The sequence below is a fragment of the Aporhodopirellula sallentina SM41 genome, assembly GCF_000346505.1.
Classification (GTDB): Bacteria; Planctomycetota; Planctomycetia; order Pirellulales; family Pirellulaceae; genus Rhodopirellula; species Rhodopirellula sallentina.
The window spans coordinates 1-18,047 of the sequence record NZ_ANOH01000162.1 but is presented as its reverse complement, the minus strand read 5'-3'; the positions used below and the strand labels follow the sequence as shown (position 1 = coordinate 18,047).

13 protein-coding genes and 1 pseudogene are annotated in these 18,047 nt (G+C 57.8%); 11 read left to right on the top strand and 3 right to left on the bottom strand.

The genetic code is table 11. The features are described from left to right. Positions 1-46 precede the first annotated feature (46 nt). A complete protein-coding gene (locus tag RSSM_RS10690; RefSeq protein ID WP_044302240.1) occupies positions 47-1,072 on the top strand; it encodes a glutamine synthetase beta-grasp domain-containing protein in 1,026 nt (341 codons plus the stop codon). 89 nt (positions 1,073-1,161) lie between these two features. Beyond that, the gene (locus RSSM_RS10685) at positions 1,162-1,518 is read left to right on the top strand and encodes a cupin domain-containing protein (protein WP_008677854.1); all 357 of its coding nucleotides are present in this window, start codon (positions 1,162-1,164) and stop codon (positions 1,516-1,518) included. 214 nt (positions 1,519-1,732) lie between these two features. Here the strand turns inward: RSSM_RS10685 and glgX are convergent, their stop codons facing one another. Beyond that, positions 1,733-3,823, bottom strand: coding sequence for a glycogen debranching protein GlgX (gene glgX / locus RSSM_RS10680; RefSeq protein WP_008677852.1), 2,091 nt, complete (start codon positions 3,821-3,823; stop codon positions 1,733-1,735). Between the two features lie 712 nt (positions 3,824-4,535). On the opposite strand from glgX, the gene ligA reads away from it, so the two are divergent. The 9 genes from ligA (at position 4,536) to aspS (ending at position 16,066) form a co-directional block, all read left to right on the top strand. Further along, positions 4,536-6,620: an NAD-dependent DNA ligase LigA gene (gene ligA, locus RSSM_RS10675; protein WP_044302238.1), complete on the top strand. Its 2,085-nt coding sequence runs from the start codon at positions 4,536-4,538 to the stop codon at positions 6,618-6,620. Between the two features lie 252 nt (positions 6,621-6,872). Then, the gene (locus RSSM_RS10665) at positions 6,873-7,343 is read left to right on the top strand and encodes an acetolactate synthase (protein ID WP_390174051.1); all 471 of its coding nucleotides are present in this window, start codon (positions 6,873-6,875) and stop codon (positions 7,341-7,343) included. Between the two features lie 2 nt (positions 7,344-7,345). Continuing rightward, positions 7,346-8,419, top strand: a complete 1,074-nt coding sequence (locus tag RSSM_RS10660; protein WP_044302236.1) for a ferrochelatase — start codon at positions 7,346-7,348, stop codon at positions 8,417-8,419. A 262-nt stretch (positions 8,420-8,681) separates the two neighbouring features. Continuing rightward, entirely contained in the window at positions 8,682-8,993 is a 312-nt protein-coding gene (locus tag RSSM_RS10655) for a Dabb family protein (RefSeq protein ID WP_008677842.1), read from the top strand. Positions 8,994-9,058: 65 nt separating this feature from the next. Continuing rightward, on the top strand, positions 9,059-9,658 hold the full coding sequence (locus RSSM_RS10650) for a peroxiredoxin (RefSeq protein ID WP_008677840.1): 600 nt from the start codon (positions 9,059-9,061) through the stop codon (positions 9,656-9,658). Positions 9,659-9,663: 5 nt separating this feature from the next. Then, on the top strand, positions 9,664-10,545 hold the full coding sequence (locus tag RSSM_RS10645) for an RAD55 family ATPase (protein ID WP_008677838.1): 882 nt from the start codon (positions 9,664-9,666) through the stop codon (positions 10,543-10,545). Between the two features lie 98 nt (positions 10,546-10,643). Beyond that, on the top strand, positions 10,644-11,369 hold the full coding sequence (locus tag RSSM_RS10640; RefSeq protein WP_008677837.1) for a hypothetical protein: 726 nt from the start codon (positions 10,644-10,646) through the stop codon (positions 11,367-11,369). A gap of 152 nt (positions 11,370-11,521) precedes the next feature. Continuing rightward, positions 11,522-14,014, top strand: a complete 2,493-nt coding sequence (locus RSSM_RS10635; protein ID WP_044302241.1) for a YidC/Oxa1 family insertase periplasmic-domain containing protein — start codon at positions 11,522-11,524, stop codon at positions 14,012-14,014. A gap of 273 nt (positions 14,015-14,287) precedes the next feature. Further along, on the top strand, positions 14,288-16,066 hold the full coding sequence (aspS, locus tag RSSM_RS10630; protein ID WP_008677834.1) for an aspartate--tRNA ligase: 1,779 nt from the start codon (positions 14,288-14,290) through the stop codon (positions 16,064-16,066). Positions 16,067-16,190: 124 nt separating this feature from the next. On the opposite strand, the gene RSSM_RS10625 is transcribed toward aspS, so the two are convergent. Beyond that, the gene (locus RSSM_RS10625) at positions 16,191-17,216 is read right to left on the bottom strand and encodes a Kelch repeat-containing protein (RefSeq protein WP_236621070.1); all 1,026 of its coding nucleotides are present in this window, start codon (positions 17,214-17,216) and stop codon (positions 16,191-16,193) included. A 337-nt stretch (positions 17,217-17,553) separates the two neighbouring features. Then, positions 17,554-18,047 (bottom strand): annotated as a pseudogene (locus RSSM_RS10620) ([protein-PII] uridylyltransferase); the annotation flags it as partial.

The following is an 18,047-nucleotide window of genomic DNA, read 5'->3' as shown; positions in this document are numbered from 1 at the left end:
ACATACACGTTTCGCTGGCCCAACTAGTCTGAGGAGACTCCTGTAGATGACTAAGTGCAAGTTGGAGTACATCTGGCTCGACGGCTACCAGCCGACCCAGAGCATGCGTAGCAAGACCAAGATCGTTGAAGATTTCAGCGGTAACGTGGAAGACGCTCCCCAATGGTCGTTCGACGGTTCGTCGACCGAACAAGCCCCAGGCGGTGCCAGTGACTGCTTGCTGAAGCCCGTTTTCTGTGTCCCCGATCCCGATCGTCTCGGCACCGGCTTCCTCGTCATGTGCGAAGTGCTCAACGCAGACGGCACACCACACCGCAGCAACGGTCGTGCGACGATCAAAGACCAAGACGAAGATTTCTGGTTCGGCTTCGAGCAGGAATACACGATCTTCGACCCTGAAACCAACCGCCCAATCGGCTTCCCCGCTGAAGGCTTCCCTGCACCACAGGGTCCTTACTACTGCAGCGTCGGTGCTGGCAAAGCAGTCGGCCGCGAAATCGTCGAAGAGCACCTCGAGCTCTGCCTCAACGCTGGACTCAACGTCGAAGGCATCAACGCCGAAGTGATGATGGGCCAGTGGGAATTTCAAATCTTCGCCAAGGGTGCAGCCCGCGCCGGTGACGAAATCTGGGTTGCCCGTTACCTGCTCGACCGTACCGCTGAGAAATACGGCATGGTCATCAACTACCACTGCAAACCGGTCAAGGGCGACTGGAACGGCAGCGGTATGCACGCCAACTTCTCCAACACGCTCCTGCGTACCTGCGGCAGCAAAGAAGTTTACGAAGCAGTTTGCCAAGCGTTCGAACCACGCATCAGCGAACACATCGACGTTTACGGTGCCGACAACGATCAGCGCTTGACCGGTCTTCACGAAACGCAGTCGATCGACAAGTTCAGCTACGGCATCTCGGACCGTGGTGCTTCGATCCGCATTCCAATCTTCACCGTCGAGCACGGCTGGAAGGGATGGCTCGAAGATCGTCGCCCAGCTTCCAACGCTGACCCATACATGGTCGCCAGCGCGATCATCGCAACGGTCCGCACCGCAAAGATCCCTGAAACTGTCTAAAGCCAGTTAACTCAGAGACAACACATCAAAGCCCTGATCGCCTCTCCGGCGGTCCGGGCTTTTTTATTGGACACAAAACGCCTTTCAACATGACCGACTTCTTCCGCGAGAATCTCCTGACGCCGCCCGATAGTCCGGCCGTGAACGAACTCACGCAGACCATCTACGACCGCAAACACACCCGCATCGAGCGCATCGTTTCAACCGGACAATGCAGCCCACCGGAGTTCTGGTATGACCAAGAAGAAGATGAGTGGGTCACGGTTCTTTCTGGCCACGCAAAACTGCGATTCAAAGACGACAGCGGCGAATCGGTCATTCACCTGCAGGCGGGTGATCATTTGCTGATCGAAGCTCATCGCCAACACCGCGTCGATTGGACCGATCCGCAGTCGACGACCATTTGGATTGCAGTGTTCTACGACAATAGGCCAGACAATGCCTGACCTATTGCGTTTCCAATCATTAATTCGATCAACGGCCAACGGAAACCGACATCAGTAGACGGCGAGCATCAATGCCAACTCTTATTTCGGGCAGTGGATCTTGTGAAAGATCCTTCCGCAGCAGGACCTTTAACAAGATCCACTACCGCCTACCCGAGATGGAAACTGTGCCGGAACACAAGAGCGTTTAGACATGCTCTAGCGGAGCGACGTGCTATGTCAGTGGCGCGTTGCAGACGAAGATCTTCATCGAGTGTCGCCCCATCTCGATGATCCGATTACTCGGAGCCACCGGACCGTCGACATCGGGATAGATGTCGTTTGGCGAAGGAGCGGCGGTGTCGACGAACAAGTTCCAAATCGCACCACGTCCGATCGACGGCAACTCGAATTCGAGATTGTCACCGGTGCTGTTGAACATCATCACCAGATCACGACCGAGACCTTCCGGATCATCCAAACGACTCGGGGCGGCAATGTAGGCAGTCATGGCAAGTGCCCCTTGGTCCCAGTGCAGCGGGTTGCCGTCGGCGCCATACCACGAGACGTCAGGAACCTTGCGTCCGTCGACCGGACGACCGGTGAGGTACTCTTTCCGACGGATTGTCGGTTGGTTCTTTCGAAACTCGATCATCGCACTGACAAAACGCATCAGGTCAGCGTTCTTTTCGACCAAACGCCAATCAAACCAAGAGATGTCGTTGTCTTGGCAATAAGCGTTGTTGTTCCCTTTTTGCGTGCGACGGATTTCGTCACCGCTGACGATCATGGGCACGCCCTGACTGACCAACAACGTGGCCAACATGTTTCGAACCTGCTGACTACGGATGGTCGTGATAGCCTTCTTACGCGTCGGGCCTTCCACACCATAGTTGTCACTGATGTTGTGGTTGTCACCGTCGTTGTTGTCTTCGCCGTTGGCTTCGTTGTGCTTGTCTTTGTACGAAACCAAGTCATTCATCGTGAAGCCATCGTGACTGGTGATGAAGTTCACACTGCAAAACGGCGGACGCCCTGCGTGTTCGTACAAGTCACTGCTGCCGGCCAAACGAGTTGCCAAAGGCCCAAGCGCACCGCCATCACCACGCCAGAACCCTCGCGCGTCGTCACGGTATCGACCGTTCCATTCTGCCCAACGTTGGTTGCCGAAACTGCCGACTTGATATGCCCCCGCGGCGTCCCAGGCTTCCGCGATAATCTTGGTATCGGCGAGCAATGGGTCTTCGGCGATCAGTTCCACCATCGGTGCGTTTGGCACCAAGTTTCCGGACCGGTCACGGCTCAGGATACTCGCCAGGTCGAAACGGAACCCGTCGATGTGATAGTTGTGGACCCAGTGCCGCAAACAGTGAAAAATCATCTCGCGAACGACAGGGTGATTACTGTTGATCGTGTTACCACAACCGCTGTAGTTACAGTAATGCTGGCCTTCGCTAAGGATGTAGTAGACCTGGTTTTCGAGGCCCTTGAACGAAAGCGTCGGGCCGTGTTCATTGCCTTCGCACGTGTGGTTGAAGACAACGTCGAGAATGACCTCGATGCCGGCTGCGTGCAACGCCTTCACCATCTGTTTGAACTCGACAACCTGAGCTCCCGGCGCGCTGTTGTGTGCGTACCCACGATGCGGCGCGAAGAACGCCATCGGGTCGTAGCCCCAGTAGTTCGGGCGAGAGAGCTTCTTGCCATGAGGGTCACGAATCGGGAATTCGTGAACAGGCATCAATTCAACAGCCGTGATCCCGAGCGACTTGAGATACGGAATCTTCTCAATCACACCGAGATAACTGCCCGACGCCTTCACCTTGGCGGTACGACTCTTGGTGAAACCACGAACGTGCATCTCATAGATGACCGTCTCGCTCATGTCACGCTTGAGGTGGCGGTCGCCTTCCCAATCGAACGAATGATCAACGACGACACACTTGGGCGGTCGCACCAATCCGTCTTTTCCACGTTGGTACGTTCCGGCGAGTGCCTGAGCGTAGGGGTCGATCAGTCGAGCAGACGCATCAAACCGATGTCCGTTCTCCGGCTCCCAAGGCCCTGAAGCCTGGAAGTGATAAAGCTGCCCCGCTTCCACGCCCGGTACATTCAAACTCCAAACATCGCCCCGACGATCGGTACCCCGATCGAAATCGATAACCTGAGCCGGCTCCCGGTCGTTCGCTTTGTTGTACAGCAACAGTCGCATCTCAGTAGCCGAACGGCTAAAGACCGAGAATTGCGTCCCGGTAGCCGAAGGCGTCGCGCCGAACGGAGGTGCGTAGGCAAATTGCAGGTCGGGGCACGGTTGTCGCATCAGCATTGAAAGATCGCTCCTTGAGTCATTCATTCGGGACCACGGCATTTATCTGCAAACGGAGGAAATTCCCTCACCATCTGCATCTCACATGCCGTAACCCGGTGGGTTCCAGTTGTCAGTCCAACCCTACCACCAAGCCTTGCGTCGCGCCGCCAAATCCCAAAACCAGATTCTGAAATCCCCGCCAAGCAGGCAACTGCGTGCTAATGGGGCAATCGGTTCCTTCCAGGCAAGGCGTGAGAACGATTACGAATAAATCGCTCCTGCCAAAACTGCGGGGGAATGCCTGCCTTCACACCCAATCGAAGGGTGCCGGCAAACCTTGGCTACGGACGAGTCCGAAACTCAATCAGGCAACAAATGTCGCCTCAATAGACTCAGAAATGATCTCCTTTGTAGGAAGTGAAACGTCGTAAGCCGCATCATACTAGCGTGACCGCCCCCTGCGACAGGCAGCGAAACGAATTGTCGCTTAGGTGAAACGCGTTCACCCCCCTAAAGAAGCATCTAGCGGCGACATCACCGACTCAGCCACGTCCACACGTCCGCGCCCCGTGCACGCCGGGCTTCTTCGCCTCGCGTTTGACCGGTCCTGGGGGACGTCGTCAAGCGATGACTCGCATAGAATCAGACGCTCGGCACCGGCCCGCTGAGTCGCGCCCGCCGACTTTTCTAAACTGCACCTCGAAGACGCATACCGAGCACCGGAGTGGCGATGGCGGCCCCAACCCCACAAGAACGCATCAGCGAACTCACCCAGCAGATTCGGCATCACGACCGACTCTACTACCAGGACGCGGCGCCCGAGATCACCGACTTGCAGTACGACCAGTTGATGGCCGAACTGATCGACCTCGAGAAAAAGCATCCGGAACTCGCCGACGACGATTCCCCCACGCAGCGAGTCGGCGGCGACGTTGTCGAACACCTGGTGCAGGTGCCCCACCAAGTCCCGATGCTGTCGATCGACAACACCTACAGTCGCGAAGAACTCAAAGCCGCGATGCAGCGGATTGAAAAATCGCTCGACGGCTCGCTCCAAGATGGAGAGACCGTCGCATGGGTCATGGAATACAAAATCGACGGAGTCGCCGGGTCGATTCGCTACGAAAACGGAAAGCTCGCACTCGCCCTCACGCGGGGCAACGGGGTCGTCGGCGATGACATCACCCACAACGTCCGAACGATCCGAGACCTGCCGCTGACGCTACAGTGCGACAACCCTCCCAACGTCGTTGAACTTCGCGGCGAGATTTACATGACGGAGTCCGATCTCGCCGACCTCAACGTGCGCCAAACCGAAGCCGGTGGCGAGCCGTTCAAGAACACACGCAACGTGACCGCCGGCACGATCCGATTGCTCGATCCCAAAATCGCCGCCGAACGAAAGTTGCGATTCTTCTGCCACGGCAACGGCCAAATCGACGGCCTCGATGTGCATGATCACATGGGCTTCTTGAAATGGGTTCAAAGCGTTGGTGTTCCCTGCACGCCCAACGCAACGCCTCTACGTTCGATCGATGAGGCGCTGGACACGGTTGCGAAACTCGAGGTGGAAATGCCCGACCTCCCGTTCGAAGTCGACGGCATTGTTTTCAAGGTCGATTCGTTTTCGCAACGTGATGAACTCGGCATCCGCAGCAAAAGCCCTCGCTGGGTGATCGCCTACAAGTTCGAACGTTACGAGGCGACCACACGACTCGAAGCCATCGAAGTGCAGGTTGGCAAAGCGGGCACGATTACCCCGGTTGCCTACCTCACGCCGGTCGACATTGCCGGGACGACGGTCTCCCGTGCTTCCTTGCACAACGTCGATGAGATCGAACGTCTCGACGCGCGGGTGGGCGATATCGTGGTCGTCGAGAAGGCAGGCAAAATCATCCCGAAAGTCGTCCGAGTTGAAAAACACGCACGAACCGAAGACCTCCCCCAATACGAGTTCCCGACCGATTGCCCCGAGTGTGGCGAACCTCTCTCTCGAGACGAGGGTGGCGTTTACATCCGCTGCACCAACCCGCAGTGCCCCGCGCAGCTTCGCCAACGACTCGTGTACTTCGGCAGCCGAGCGGGAATGGATATCGACGGACTCGGCGAAGAGGTCGTTGACCTGTTGTTGCAAAAGAACCTCGTTCGTTCCTTCGCCGACCTCTACCGCCTCGACGTCGACACGCTCGCCGATCTGACGTGGCCGCGGCAGCGAAAAGGCAAAGGCGACGAAATGATCGACGTGCAGTTCGGCCGCAAGAACGCCGAGAACCTGATCGCCGGCATCGAAGAGAGTCGCACACGCGGGCTCGCACGACTGCTTTCCTCCATCAGTATTCGACACGTCGGACCGCGGGTTGCAAAACTGATTACTGCCAAATTTTGGAACCTTGACCTTCTCAAAAAGGCGACCACCGAAGAAGTCGCCGCGATCCACGAAATCGGCGACCGCATTGCCGAGAGCATCGTCGGCTTCGTGCAAAGTGAAACCGGCTCGGCAACGCTCGATGACCTCGCTTCGGTCAACGTTGTCTTATCCGAACCGGAGCCCCAAGAACCCGACCCAGACACCGAAGAGTTACCTCTCGCGGGAAAGAACATCGTCGCCACCGGAACGCTCGAACACTACACGCGCGACGAGATCAAAGCCCGCATCGAAGCCCTCGGCGGCAGGGCGGCAGGCAGCGTCAGCAAGAAGACCGACTTCCTCATCGCCGGTGCCAAAGCGGGCAGCAAACTCACCAAAGCCGAGAGCCTCGGCGTCGAGGTTCTCACCGAAGCAGAATTCCGCGAAAGATACGAAACCGATTCCTGACAAGACTGCGAAACGAAATCGCGTCAGAAACGGCGGCCTGGCCGGCGCGCACCGCCCGCCGCGAGACGAGCACACCGGTTCGAACCTGCTCAAAACCCAACTCGCCTTTGACGGCAGATTTCCCTAAAAAACCTGCCAGTTTGCCGAGAAATCGGCCGATCGCTACACTCCCGTACAGATTTTGCCCGCCGCCCACCTTGAGAGACCGGACGCATGAGCTTTGGATCCGAAGTGAACACCCCTTACGAGACGATGAGGGGCCGAGAATTTCCCGCGATCCGTCAATTCACCATTTTCCTCGAGAATCGGGTGGGTCAACTCCTCGAAGTCGTTCGGCGATTCGACGGAACCGGCATCCGCATCGTGGCCCTCTCGATCAACGATGCCGCCGAATGTGCGTTCGTGCGTTTCCTGATCAGCGACGCAGACCGCGGGCGAGAAATCCTGGAACGCTCGGGGTTGGCAATCATCGAAACTGACTTGATCGGGGTCGAACTCCCCGAGGGCCCACAACCGCTGCTGCGTGTGTGCACGGCATTGTTGCAGGCCGAACTGAATATCATTCAAGCCTACCCACTGATCGTCCGCCCGCATGGCAAACCCGCCGTGGCGATCATGGTCGAGGGAATTGATGAGGCGATGAAAACTCTGCACGAAAAAGGTTTCCGGATCATCACCGAGGCAGACCTCGAAGGCGACGACCCCAACGGGGGAGGAGTTTAGCGATGACCGATGTGCCCCCCTACGATTCGTTCATGTTGGTTTCCTTTGGCGGCCCGGAAGGCCCCGACGACGTCATGCCGTTTCTCGAAAACGTGCTGCGAGGGAAAAACGTTCCGCGAGAGCGGATGCTAGAAGTCGCCGAACACTACGCGCACTTCGGCGGCGTCAGCCCCATCAACCAACAAAATCGCGAACTGCTCACGGCAATCAAAGCGGAGTTCGAATCGCACGGGATCGACTTGCCCGTTTATTGGGGAAACCGAAACTGGACGCCGTACTTTACCGACACACTGCGCCAGATGCGGGACGACGGATGCCAACGATCGCTCGCGTTCTTCACGAGCATGTTCAGTTGCTACAGCGGTTGTCGGCAGTACCGTGAGGACATCATCCGAGCCCGTGAAGAGGTCGGTGAAGACGCTCCGATCGTGGAGAAAGTCCGCATGGGTTTCAACCATCCGGGCTTCGTCGCCACGATGGCAGACAACATCCAAACCGCCGCAGAATCCATCGGCGTCGCGCCCGGCGACACTAAAGTCCTGTTCACCGCACACAGCATCCCGATGAGCATGGCGGATAACTGCGACTACGAAAAACAACTTCGTGAGGCAAGCAAACTCGTTGCCGCCGCCTGCGGAGCGACCGATTGGGATCTGGTCTACCAAAGTCGATCAGGCCCTCCGAGCCAACCGTGGCTCGAACCCGATGTCCTCGACGCGATCGTTCGCCTTGACGACGAAAAGAAGCTCTCTTCACTGATCATCCTACCGATCGGGTTTGTCAGCGATCACATGGAAGTGCTGTTTGATCTCGACGAAGAGGCCGCCGATCTGTGCCGGGAACGGGACATCAAAATTGCTCGTGCCGCGAGTGCCGGAACTCACCCCGAATTTGTGTCCATGATTCGCGGTCTGGTTTCCGAACGACTCGGGCTGACGTCAGAGAAACCCGCCGTCGGAGACCTCGGCCCCTGGCACGACGTCTGCCCCCAAGATTGCTGCACCTACACGCCGCGTCGCCCGGCGTCTGCGGGCCGCCCATCGTCCCCGGTTGGGGCGGGACGCCCGACGAGTTAAAGTTTGTGCGACACCGAATCGTGATCGACGGACGTGATCGACCGGTAAACGTCCGCCCGCTTCGACCTCGCCGTTGCCCTCACCGGGGCCTCGATTATTTCGGCCCGGTTCGAACGTTTGCCTCAGGACCTGGGATGCCCGAGCACAGCCAATGCCCGAGCATTTCGAATAACTCAGATTAGCTCATAACTCAGATTAGCTCAGCCCCGCGATCACGCCGAACCTTCACCTCCCCACCCGACTCCACTGAACCGATTTCCCCATGCCACGCCTCGCCCACCAAGTCTTCTTCAAACTAAAAAACCGCGACGAAGCATCCGTCAAACAACTGCTTGACGCGTGCGAAGAATACTTGACCAATCACGATGGTAGTGTTGACTTCGCCGTCGGGCAGCGTGAACCGCGCTACGACCGCCCGGTCAACGCGGACTACGACGTCGCCCTGCACGTCGTATTTGAAGATCAAGCCGCACATGACCGTTATCAGGTTGCCGAACGTCACCTGAAATTCATCGAACAACAAAAAGACAACTGGGATTCGGTCCAGGTCTTCGATACCAATCTGCGAGATTGATTGGTTCGCCAAACCGGCCGTCGCCCTGAAATCCACTTCTTTTAGACTTTCGAGAGAGAGACACAATGAGCGTTTTAGTCACGCAGAAAGCCCCTGAATTCACCGCAACCGCCGTCATGCCCGACGGTACCTTCAAAGACGATTTCTCGCTGAGCGATTACAAAGGGAAATACGTCCTGTTGTTCTTCTGGCCATTGGACTTCACCTTCGTTTGCCCGACTGAAATCATCGCTTTCAGTGACCGTGCGAAAGAGTTCGAAGCACTCGGCGTGAACATCATCGGCGTTTCCGTCGACAGCCACTTCTCGCACCTCGCGTGGACCAACACGCCGCGCAACGAAGGCGGTATCGGCAAAACCGATTACCCATTGGTTTCGGACCTGAACAAACAAATTTCGCGAGACTACGACGTCCTCCTCGACGGCGGTGTTGCCCTGCGTGGATTGTTCTTGATCGACAAAGAAGGCGTCGTTCGTCACCAAGTCGTCAATGACTTGCCACTCGGACGCAGCGTTGACGAAGCCCTTCGCATGGTCCAAGCCCTGCAATACTTCGAAGCCAACGGCGAAGTCTGCCCAGCGAACTGGAAAGAAGGATCGCGCACGATCAAAGCGGACGTCGACGGCAGCAAAGAGTTCTTCGGCGCCGAGTACTCGGCCAGCTAAACGGAATGTCTGACCGTCTGCAAACAGGAATCCCACCGCTCGACGAAATGTTGGGCGGTGGTTTGCTGCCTGGTAAACTGACCGTGGTCCTCGGTGCGACGGGGATAGGTAAGACGCAACTCGGTGTCAGTTTCGCCAACAAAGGCGCCGCTCAAGAAGGCGAACGCGGCATCTTTTTCGACCTCACTTCTCGAGGCGATTCGCAAAACCATCTGGACTACGCTCGACGACTCTTCGATTGGGAACTGGCCGCGGCGGAAGTCAACGGACACGTCCCTACCGACACGATTTGGGACCGATCTCAGACACGTCGCGACGTGATGCACCTGTTCCGTGACGCGGGACGCCGGGTCACTTCGGCGGACATGGATGCCGACGAGTGGCGGTTGTGGAAGAGCGAACAGATCAAAAAACTCGATCAAGCGATTGCGTTCTTCTACGGCAACTTCGTTCACGGAGTGCGACGCGCCGTGATCGACGGCATCGAACCGGTCGACCGCGCCGCCGAGTCGATTCAGTTCGAGTTGTTTGAATACGTCTACCAGCAGATCATTCGCAAAGAGCATGACTGGTTGGCTCGCGATCTGTTCCGTGTTCACTACCGCGAGAACGCCGACAAGGTTGCCGAGACCGCGTACGATCACGAATCAATCGGCGGGATGTTGCTGGCCACTAGCCACGAGGTCATGCTCGACGATCTCATCACTCGACCGATCGAAAGTGGCGACGTGCTGTCCAACGCCAACACGATCATCCTGATGGGCAAAGTCCGTGAGGGCAATCGAATGGGGCGTGCGATCTACATCGCCAAACACCGTGGCAGTGCGTGCGACGAATCGATCGTTCCCTATGTGATCGAAGAGAGCGGCCTGCGGCTGGCTCCCTAGTTTCTCACCTCGGTTCGTTAAGGCTATCATCAGAGGTTCGTTCACCGGGTTCGTCCCCCCGCGAACCTCCTCAATCCCCTTGCACGAGCCGACGCACGATGTGGCAGATTCAAACACCAACCGTCGATCCGAAAGAATCGCCCGCATCCGGTCAATCCGCCGAGAAAAGCCAATTGATCGGACAGTGGGGCCAACTGATCGGACAGGGGGACTCCGAAAGTGCGGGATGGACCTGCCGTGCAACCGGAGGCAAATCAGGGATCGCGTTTGAAGATCCCGAGACCGGCCTGACACTCTGCGTCGACAACGTCGGCAGCGACCCGCTTCCCACGTCCGACGAACAGTACGTCTGCGGCGATTCGTGGAAGATCGATTACCCGCAAAAAACCGGCGAGTATCGACTGCGGTTATCGGTACGTGCGGTCCACACCTCGCCGACACGAACCGTTTGGGAGCCGACGTTTTCGCTCCAAACATCGCTTTTGGACACCGACCCGTCGCTCGAGCTGACCGCCGTGGGCCGCTTCGACCAGGAGCTTCCCCCCGAACTGCCCGCCGACGTCTCGGTCTCATCCATCCGTCCGGCCGACGGAAATGGGCAACTGCTAGTCTTGCTCGGCCCCCTTGATGCCCCGTTCACGAAACACCGCTCGAGCGGAAATCGGCTGGACCTGCGCATCTTTGGCGAATTTCTCGAGAAAGGCGTCATCCGCAAGACCCGGCCTTGGATCATTTTCGACCGCACCGTCGACGGCGTATCGCCGGAGGAGATTTCACGCTACTGCGATGAATTGTGCAGCACGCCGTTGCCGCTGACCGCGTAATCGGCAGCATTCTTGGGTTCTTCCTGAGGTTCTTCGGCCGGTTTGCCTTTTCAAAAATCTTTTCAGCGGCAAGAATGCGGGTTTCGCCGACCGTGCCTCATCTTGGCCGATTGGCGTCCACCCTCCGCCCATCTCGATCGGCCAATAATTTCGTGGATCGTCGCTTCACTTCTTTTCTTCTCGCCTCCACCGCGTTCTTCCTGATCTACATGTCGTTGCGGACGATGTTTGTTCCGCCGCAACCGGTCGTGCCTCCACCTGAGGCGGACGTCGCAGCAGGATCCGTGGAACCGTCCGACGTCGCGAAATCGACGCCGGAGGCCACCGAAAATCCGGACTCAACGGCCGAGGGCACTGACGAACCGGTCGTTCGTCCCGAAGAGCCGCAGTGGGTAACGCTCGGTTCGATGGATCCGACCAGCGGGCACGTCCTGCTCGTCACGCTCAACAGCCGCGGTGCCGGCATCGAGCGGATTGAAGTGACCAAACGGAAGGAAAACGGCCGCCTGAAATATCGCCGCGTCGATGTCCGCAGCGGATACCTCGGCTACCTCGCCGCCGATCCCACGGCAACATCAACCGGAGTGGTCGTCAACGTTGTCGGCCCAGGAACGCCTGCCGCCAACGCCATCGCAAAGTCGGGCGGCGTCGCCAATGGCCTCCAACCTGGAGATGAGATCGTTGCCATCGACGGAGTCACAGTCAGCAATCTCGCCGGACTGCAAGACGCGTTGGAAGAAACCAAACCGGACGATGTGGTCACCCTCGATGTCGTCCGTGGCGAAGACAAACAGATCCAATTCGACGCCACACTGACCGAACACCCGCTCGACCTCGTTCGGCTCGCCGACACTGCAGGCGAAGACCAAATCCCCGGCAACCTGTCGCGTCTTTCATCTCTGCTGACGGTTGGAAAAGTTGGCCGCCGAGAGATCTCACCTGGCCAACGAACCATCGACGCCTTGAATGATCCCACCGGACTGGTTTGGAACGTGGACGGCGCTCCGGCATCGGACGCGGCGGACGATGGTTCACAAACCGCCTCGTTCAACGTCGAACTGAGCGAAAACGAAATGCAGGCCGCTGGCGGGCACGCGATCGCGTTGCGACGCTCCTACACACTCCATCCCGGCAGTTTCGTGCTGGACATGGACGTGCAGATCGACAATCGCTCTGACGAAACACAACAACTCGCCTACCGACTCGAAGGGATCAACGGCGTCACTCTCGAGGGATGGTGGTACAGCAACAAGATCAGCCCGAACTGGGGCGGTTCCGCAGCCCGGGATGTGGTCTACCGCACCAAGGCGGAAGGTCACGAACTCGTTTCCGGCTACGGTTTGCTCAAACGAGCACGCAACGAATCGGTGCCCAACGACCAAAACCTCTTCGCCCCCGATTCCCAGGCTCCCGAGAGAGACCTGTCCTACATCGGCGTCGACGCGCAGTACTTCACCGTCGCATACCTCCCCAAGGAAGGCGAAGAAAGCCTCAACACGTTCCGACGGGCGATCGCTTCCTTGGCCGCCTCTCCATCGGAAATCCCGAAGAACAAGGAACGCGCCGTCAACACAACGTTCTATCTCGACAGTGGCGTCGCGGATGTCCCCGCCGGATCGAGTCTCAAACAAAGCCTGCGTCTGTTTGCTGGTCCCAAACAACCGGAACTGTTCACCCAGTACGGCCTGGACGACTGCATCTACTACGGCTGGTTCTCCTGGCCGGCGAAGGTCCTCGGCAAACTGCTGCACTTGCTCTCAGGTGTCGGCAACTATGCGTTGGCGATTTTCTTGCTAACCGTCATCGTTCGCGGTGCGATGTTCCCGCTCTCACGCAAGGCCGCCGTCAACGCACAGCGGATGCAGGAACTCGCTCCGGAACTCAAGAAGATCTCCGAGAAATACAAAGACGACATGGAGGGCCGCGTTCGAGCACAACGCGAACTGCAACAACGTGTCGGATTCAATCCGATGTCGGGCTGCCTGCCGATGTTCTTGCAACTGCCGATCTTCATCGGACTCTACCGCACCCTCTCGGTCGACATTGAACTGCGTCAAGCCGCGTTCGCCTCTTGGACCTCCTGGGCATCGAACTTGGCCGCCCCCGACATGCTGTATTACTGGGGCGACTGGATGTGGGATTACATGTCCGGCCGCGGAACCGGTTGGCTCGGTCCCTATTTCAACATCCTGCCGGTAATCGTGATGGGGCTGTTCCTGGCTCAGCAGAAACTGTTCATGCCCCCGGCAACGGACGAACAGACCGCGATGACGCAGAAGATGATGAGTTACATGACGTTGGTCATGGGCCTGTTCTTCTTCCGTGTCCCCGCCGGACTCTGCATTTACTTCATCACCAGCAGCCTGTGGGGAATCGGCGAACGAATTCTGGTCAAGAAAACGCTGCCGAAAACACCTCACTTCGACAAATCTGTCTTGGAAGGCAAAGTAAACCATCGCGGCCAAAATGGCGGTGACCAAGACTCCGGCGGAAACGTCGTTACGCCTCGCAAGCCGTCCGATTCACCAACCGGAGGCGGCAACACCTGGGCCGATCGCCTCCGCCAAAAGATGAATCCGGAGGAGCCGGCCGCACCGCTGCCGCGCGACCGCAAACGCCCCAAGCCCAATAAAAAACGCAACTAAGCGTCGCCTGGGTCGACCGAGGCAACCACGCGTTGGACCGGCCGACCCCCTCTGACCGGCCGGACACACGCCCGATCCGGGTTGATTCGCGTTGCTTTGGTTGGACACCGGTTCCGCCAAATCCGCCGCCCATGGCCCGCCAACCCCGCGAGGCCAGCCCGCCGGAGGCGTTCAACCGCCGAAAACTGCCGCCCGTTGCGGTTTGCACGCGAGCGTTTATCTTACGCTTCCCAATTTTCTGTTCCATTTCTCAACGTCTTTGGTTCCCCTCCTGTGCTCCGTACCCACACCTGCGGTCAACTCCGTAAATCCGATGTCGGTTCGCCTGTCACCCTTTGCGGCTGGGTAGAAAACAAACGCGACCACGGCGGAGCCGTCTTCATCGACCTTCGCGACCGGTATGGCTTGACCCAGGTCGTTGTCGGTCCTCCGGAAGCAAACTCCGAACTGATCGACGCGGCGGGCCACGTGCCCAACGAGAGCGTGATCCTGATCCGAGGAAAGGTTGCCGACCGACTCGAAGGAAAGGTCAACGAAAAACTCGCGACCGGCGAGATCGAAGTTCGCAGCGAGCACTTCGAGATCCTTTCGACCGCACAAACACCACCGTTCACCCCGGGACAATCCGACCTCCCCGGTGAAGACCTGCGGCTGAAATACCGCTTCCTCGACCTGCGTCGCAAAGAAATGCAGGACGCTCTGATCCGCCGCAGCGAAATCATCAAGTGCATGCGAGATTACTTCGCCGAGCACGATTTCATCGACGTCGAAACGCCGATCCTCGGCCGCAGCACGCCCGAAGGAGCTCGTGACTATCTCGTTCCGAGTCGTGTGCATCCAGGCAACTTCTACGCGCTCCCGCAATCGCCTCAGCTCTACAAGCAGATCCTGATGGTCGCCGGATTCGACCGCTACGTGCAGGTCGCCAAGTGCTTCCGCGATGAAGACCTGCGTGCCGACCGCCAACCCGAATTCACGCAACTCGACCTCGAGATGTCGTTCATTGATGCGGACGACATCATGAGCCTGATCGATGGCCTCGTGGCAACAACCGCAAAGCAAGTGCTCGGCAAAGAGATCTCACTGCCGCTGCCACGTATGACGTACGAAGAAGCCATGCGGCGTTTTGGCAGCGACGCCCCTGACCTCCGATTCGGTTTGGAGATCGTCGACGTCACCTCGGTCGCTAAGAAAACCGAGTTCCGCGTCTTCCGAGGAACCGCCGACGCAGGAAACTTCGTCCGTGGCATCCGCGTCCCCGGTGCAGCAACGCTTTACTCCCGTCGCCAAATCGACGAACTCACCGCCTACGTCCAGCAAGACTTCGGCGCCAAAGGCCTCGCATGGTTCCGCGTGGAAGACGACCAAACGTTGTGGAGCCCAATCGCGAAGAACTTCGATCCCGAACATCTCGCCGAGATTCGCGAACTGCTCGGTGGCGAACCGGGTGACCTGCTGATGTTCTTGGCCGACACATGGGAAGTCACTTGCAAAGGCCTTGCGGGTCTTCGCAAACGACTCGCCACGGAAATGAAACTCTACTCACCCGATGACCTGAACTGCAGTTGGGTGACCGAGTTCCCGATGTTTGAACGTGACGAAGAGAGCGGCCGCTACGTCGCCATGCACCACCCCTTCACGGCTCCTTTGGCTGAGGACCTTCCTCACCTGAAAGAATCGCCGGAGAAATGCCGCGCCCAGGCGTACGACTTGGTCATCAACGGCAGCGAAGCAGGCGGCGGCACGATCCGTATCCACGACAGCGAGGTCCAGTCGCAAGTCTTCGAACTGCTCGGCATGGACGAGGAAACCGCCAAAGACCGGTTCGGCTTCCTGCTCGACGCACTGCGATTCGGTGCTCCTCCTCACGGCGGCATCGCCCTCGGAGTCGACCGCTGGGTGATGCTGTTCGCCGGATTGGAAAACATCCGCGAAGTAATCGCCTTCCCGAAAACGCAAAAGGCAACCGACCTGATGACCCAAGCACCCGGCGAAGTCGACGCGGCCCAACTGAACGAATTGCAACTGCGAACCGTTTCGGTGAAAACCTAAACGACCTCTCCGATTCGCAGGCAAGCCTCCCTGGACCATGGTCCAGAGGCAACCGACCATCAACGGGCTTTGAATTCAACCGAATTCAAAGCCCGTTTTTTTGATACACCGTGTGTTCGCTCGATCACCGGTCTAACGGCAGCCTTTCGGTCGTATTCAATTCCGGGCCGCCCCCGCGTCCACCACTGCCGGCTGCGGTGTAGAGCGAGCCTTCGTAGTAGATCACCCCCGTGCCATGACGCCCGGTTGAAAACGTCGACATCGTTTCCCATTGATTGGTTTCAGGATCGAGCGATTCGATCTCGTTGTGAGCCGTCTTCTGCCCGCTGCTCTCTCCGCCCGCAATCAGCAGCCTGCCATCGAGCGAGATCGCAAAACAGCCCGCTCGCGGCGTTGGCAGGTTACTTTCCTCGGGAAGCGTCGACCACTCTCCCCGATCGATGTCATACACATCGACCTCCGGAATCGTCAACGAGAACACTTCTTTGGTAACACCCGACGTCTTTCGACCGCCCGCGGCATAAAGTTTGTTCCCAACCACCGCAGTCTGAAAGTGATCCCGAACGTGAGGTGCGTCGGGCAACTGTTCCCATTGCCCGGTCGCGAGGTCCAACCGATCAAGCCAACTGACCCAACCGTCCCAGTGACCGTTGCGAATCCCGCACACCAAGTACAACCCGCCATCATGAATCACCGCTCCGGCACCACCCCGCCGACGTTCTTCAGGAATTGTGTGTCCCCATGACCATTCATCCGCACGCGTATCGTAAACCATGACACGCTCCACTGCTTTCTCACGCGGATAACGCCCCGTCATCGCTCCGGCTAACCAGATCTGATGCCCCATGACGACGGGCTGGAAGTGATGAATCTCGATAGGCGGCTGCGCCCCCTGTGTCCACGTTTTGGTTTTCGGGTCAAAGATATCAACCGGTTGAATGCGACGCCCACCGAGCAAATAGAAACGCCCATCACATTCGATGAACGCCGCCTCATGGCGTTTGTGCGGAGCCCCTTCGGTGACCAAGGGCTGCCATCGTTTTACCGATGCCTCGTCCTCGGCAAACGCGGCCGTGCTAACTCCAATCCACAGCACTGAAACAACGAGCACGACGAACCGAACCACACATCGCCAATCACTTGTATTCACTTTCACCTTCCAAAAAGAAATCAATCTGAAGCCGTCACGAGTAGTTTATGCCAGTTCCTTTTTCCAGTAGTGGATCTTGTCAAAGATCCTGCAGCATGAGGACCTTTAACAAGATCCACTACCGCCAATTCGAAATCCAAACTGCGTCGGAAGATATCGCCGATATCACCAGACTTCGGGGGCCTGAATTCTGGCCAACTCAGCTACAGGAACCAGATTCGTCCATTTCAAAACGCTCTCATCATAGACGAACTCCGCCCACGGTTGCGCCGGCCCCTTCGCCTCGAGTCACCATCCGCGAAAGGCATCAACCGCTCGCTGCGAACCGTCATCAGCCTTAGGCCTTGATATCTCGATTGATAACCTGCAACATCGCATCGCGAATTTGCGTTTGATGATCCGAATCCACAATCGGCTGCCCCTCGGCATCCGTGATGTAGAACACGTCGGCGATTTGATCCAGGTGCGTATCGATCTTTGCAAACTGAATCGATACGTCATTGGCAAACAATACTTTCGCGATCTCGGACAACAGTCCTAACCGATCGTAGGTAAAGAGCGAAAGAATCGTTTGATGGTCAAACGTGTCGTTGTCAAAAATGATCTTCGTTGGCAGCAGATGCACCGTTTCCGGTTCGTCAGTGCCCTTGGTCTTCCAAACCCGTCGCGCCGCCGGAAGACTCGTGTCCGGTTCATCGATGGCCTTGCGAATCACACGGCAGACCTTGTCAATCCGATCGGCCGGCGGTTGGTCAACGAAATCAGGATCGCAGACCCAGAACGAATCCCACAGCAAATCCTCGCCGACGGTCTCCACATTCGCGCGGAAAA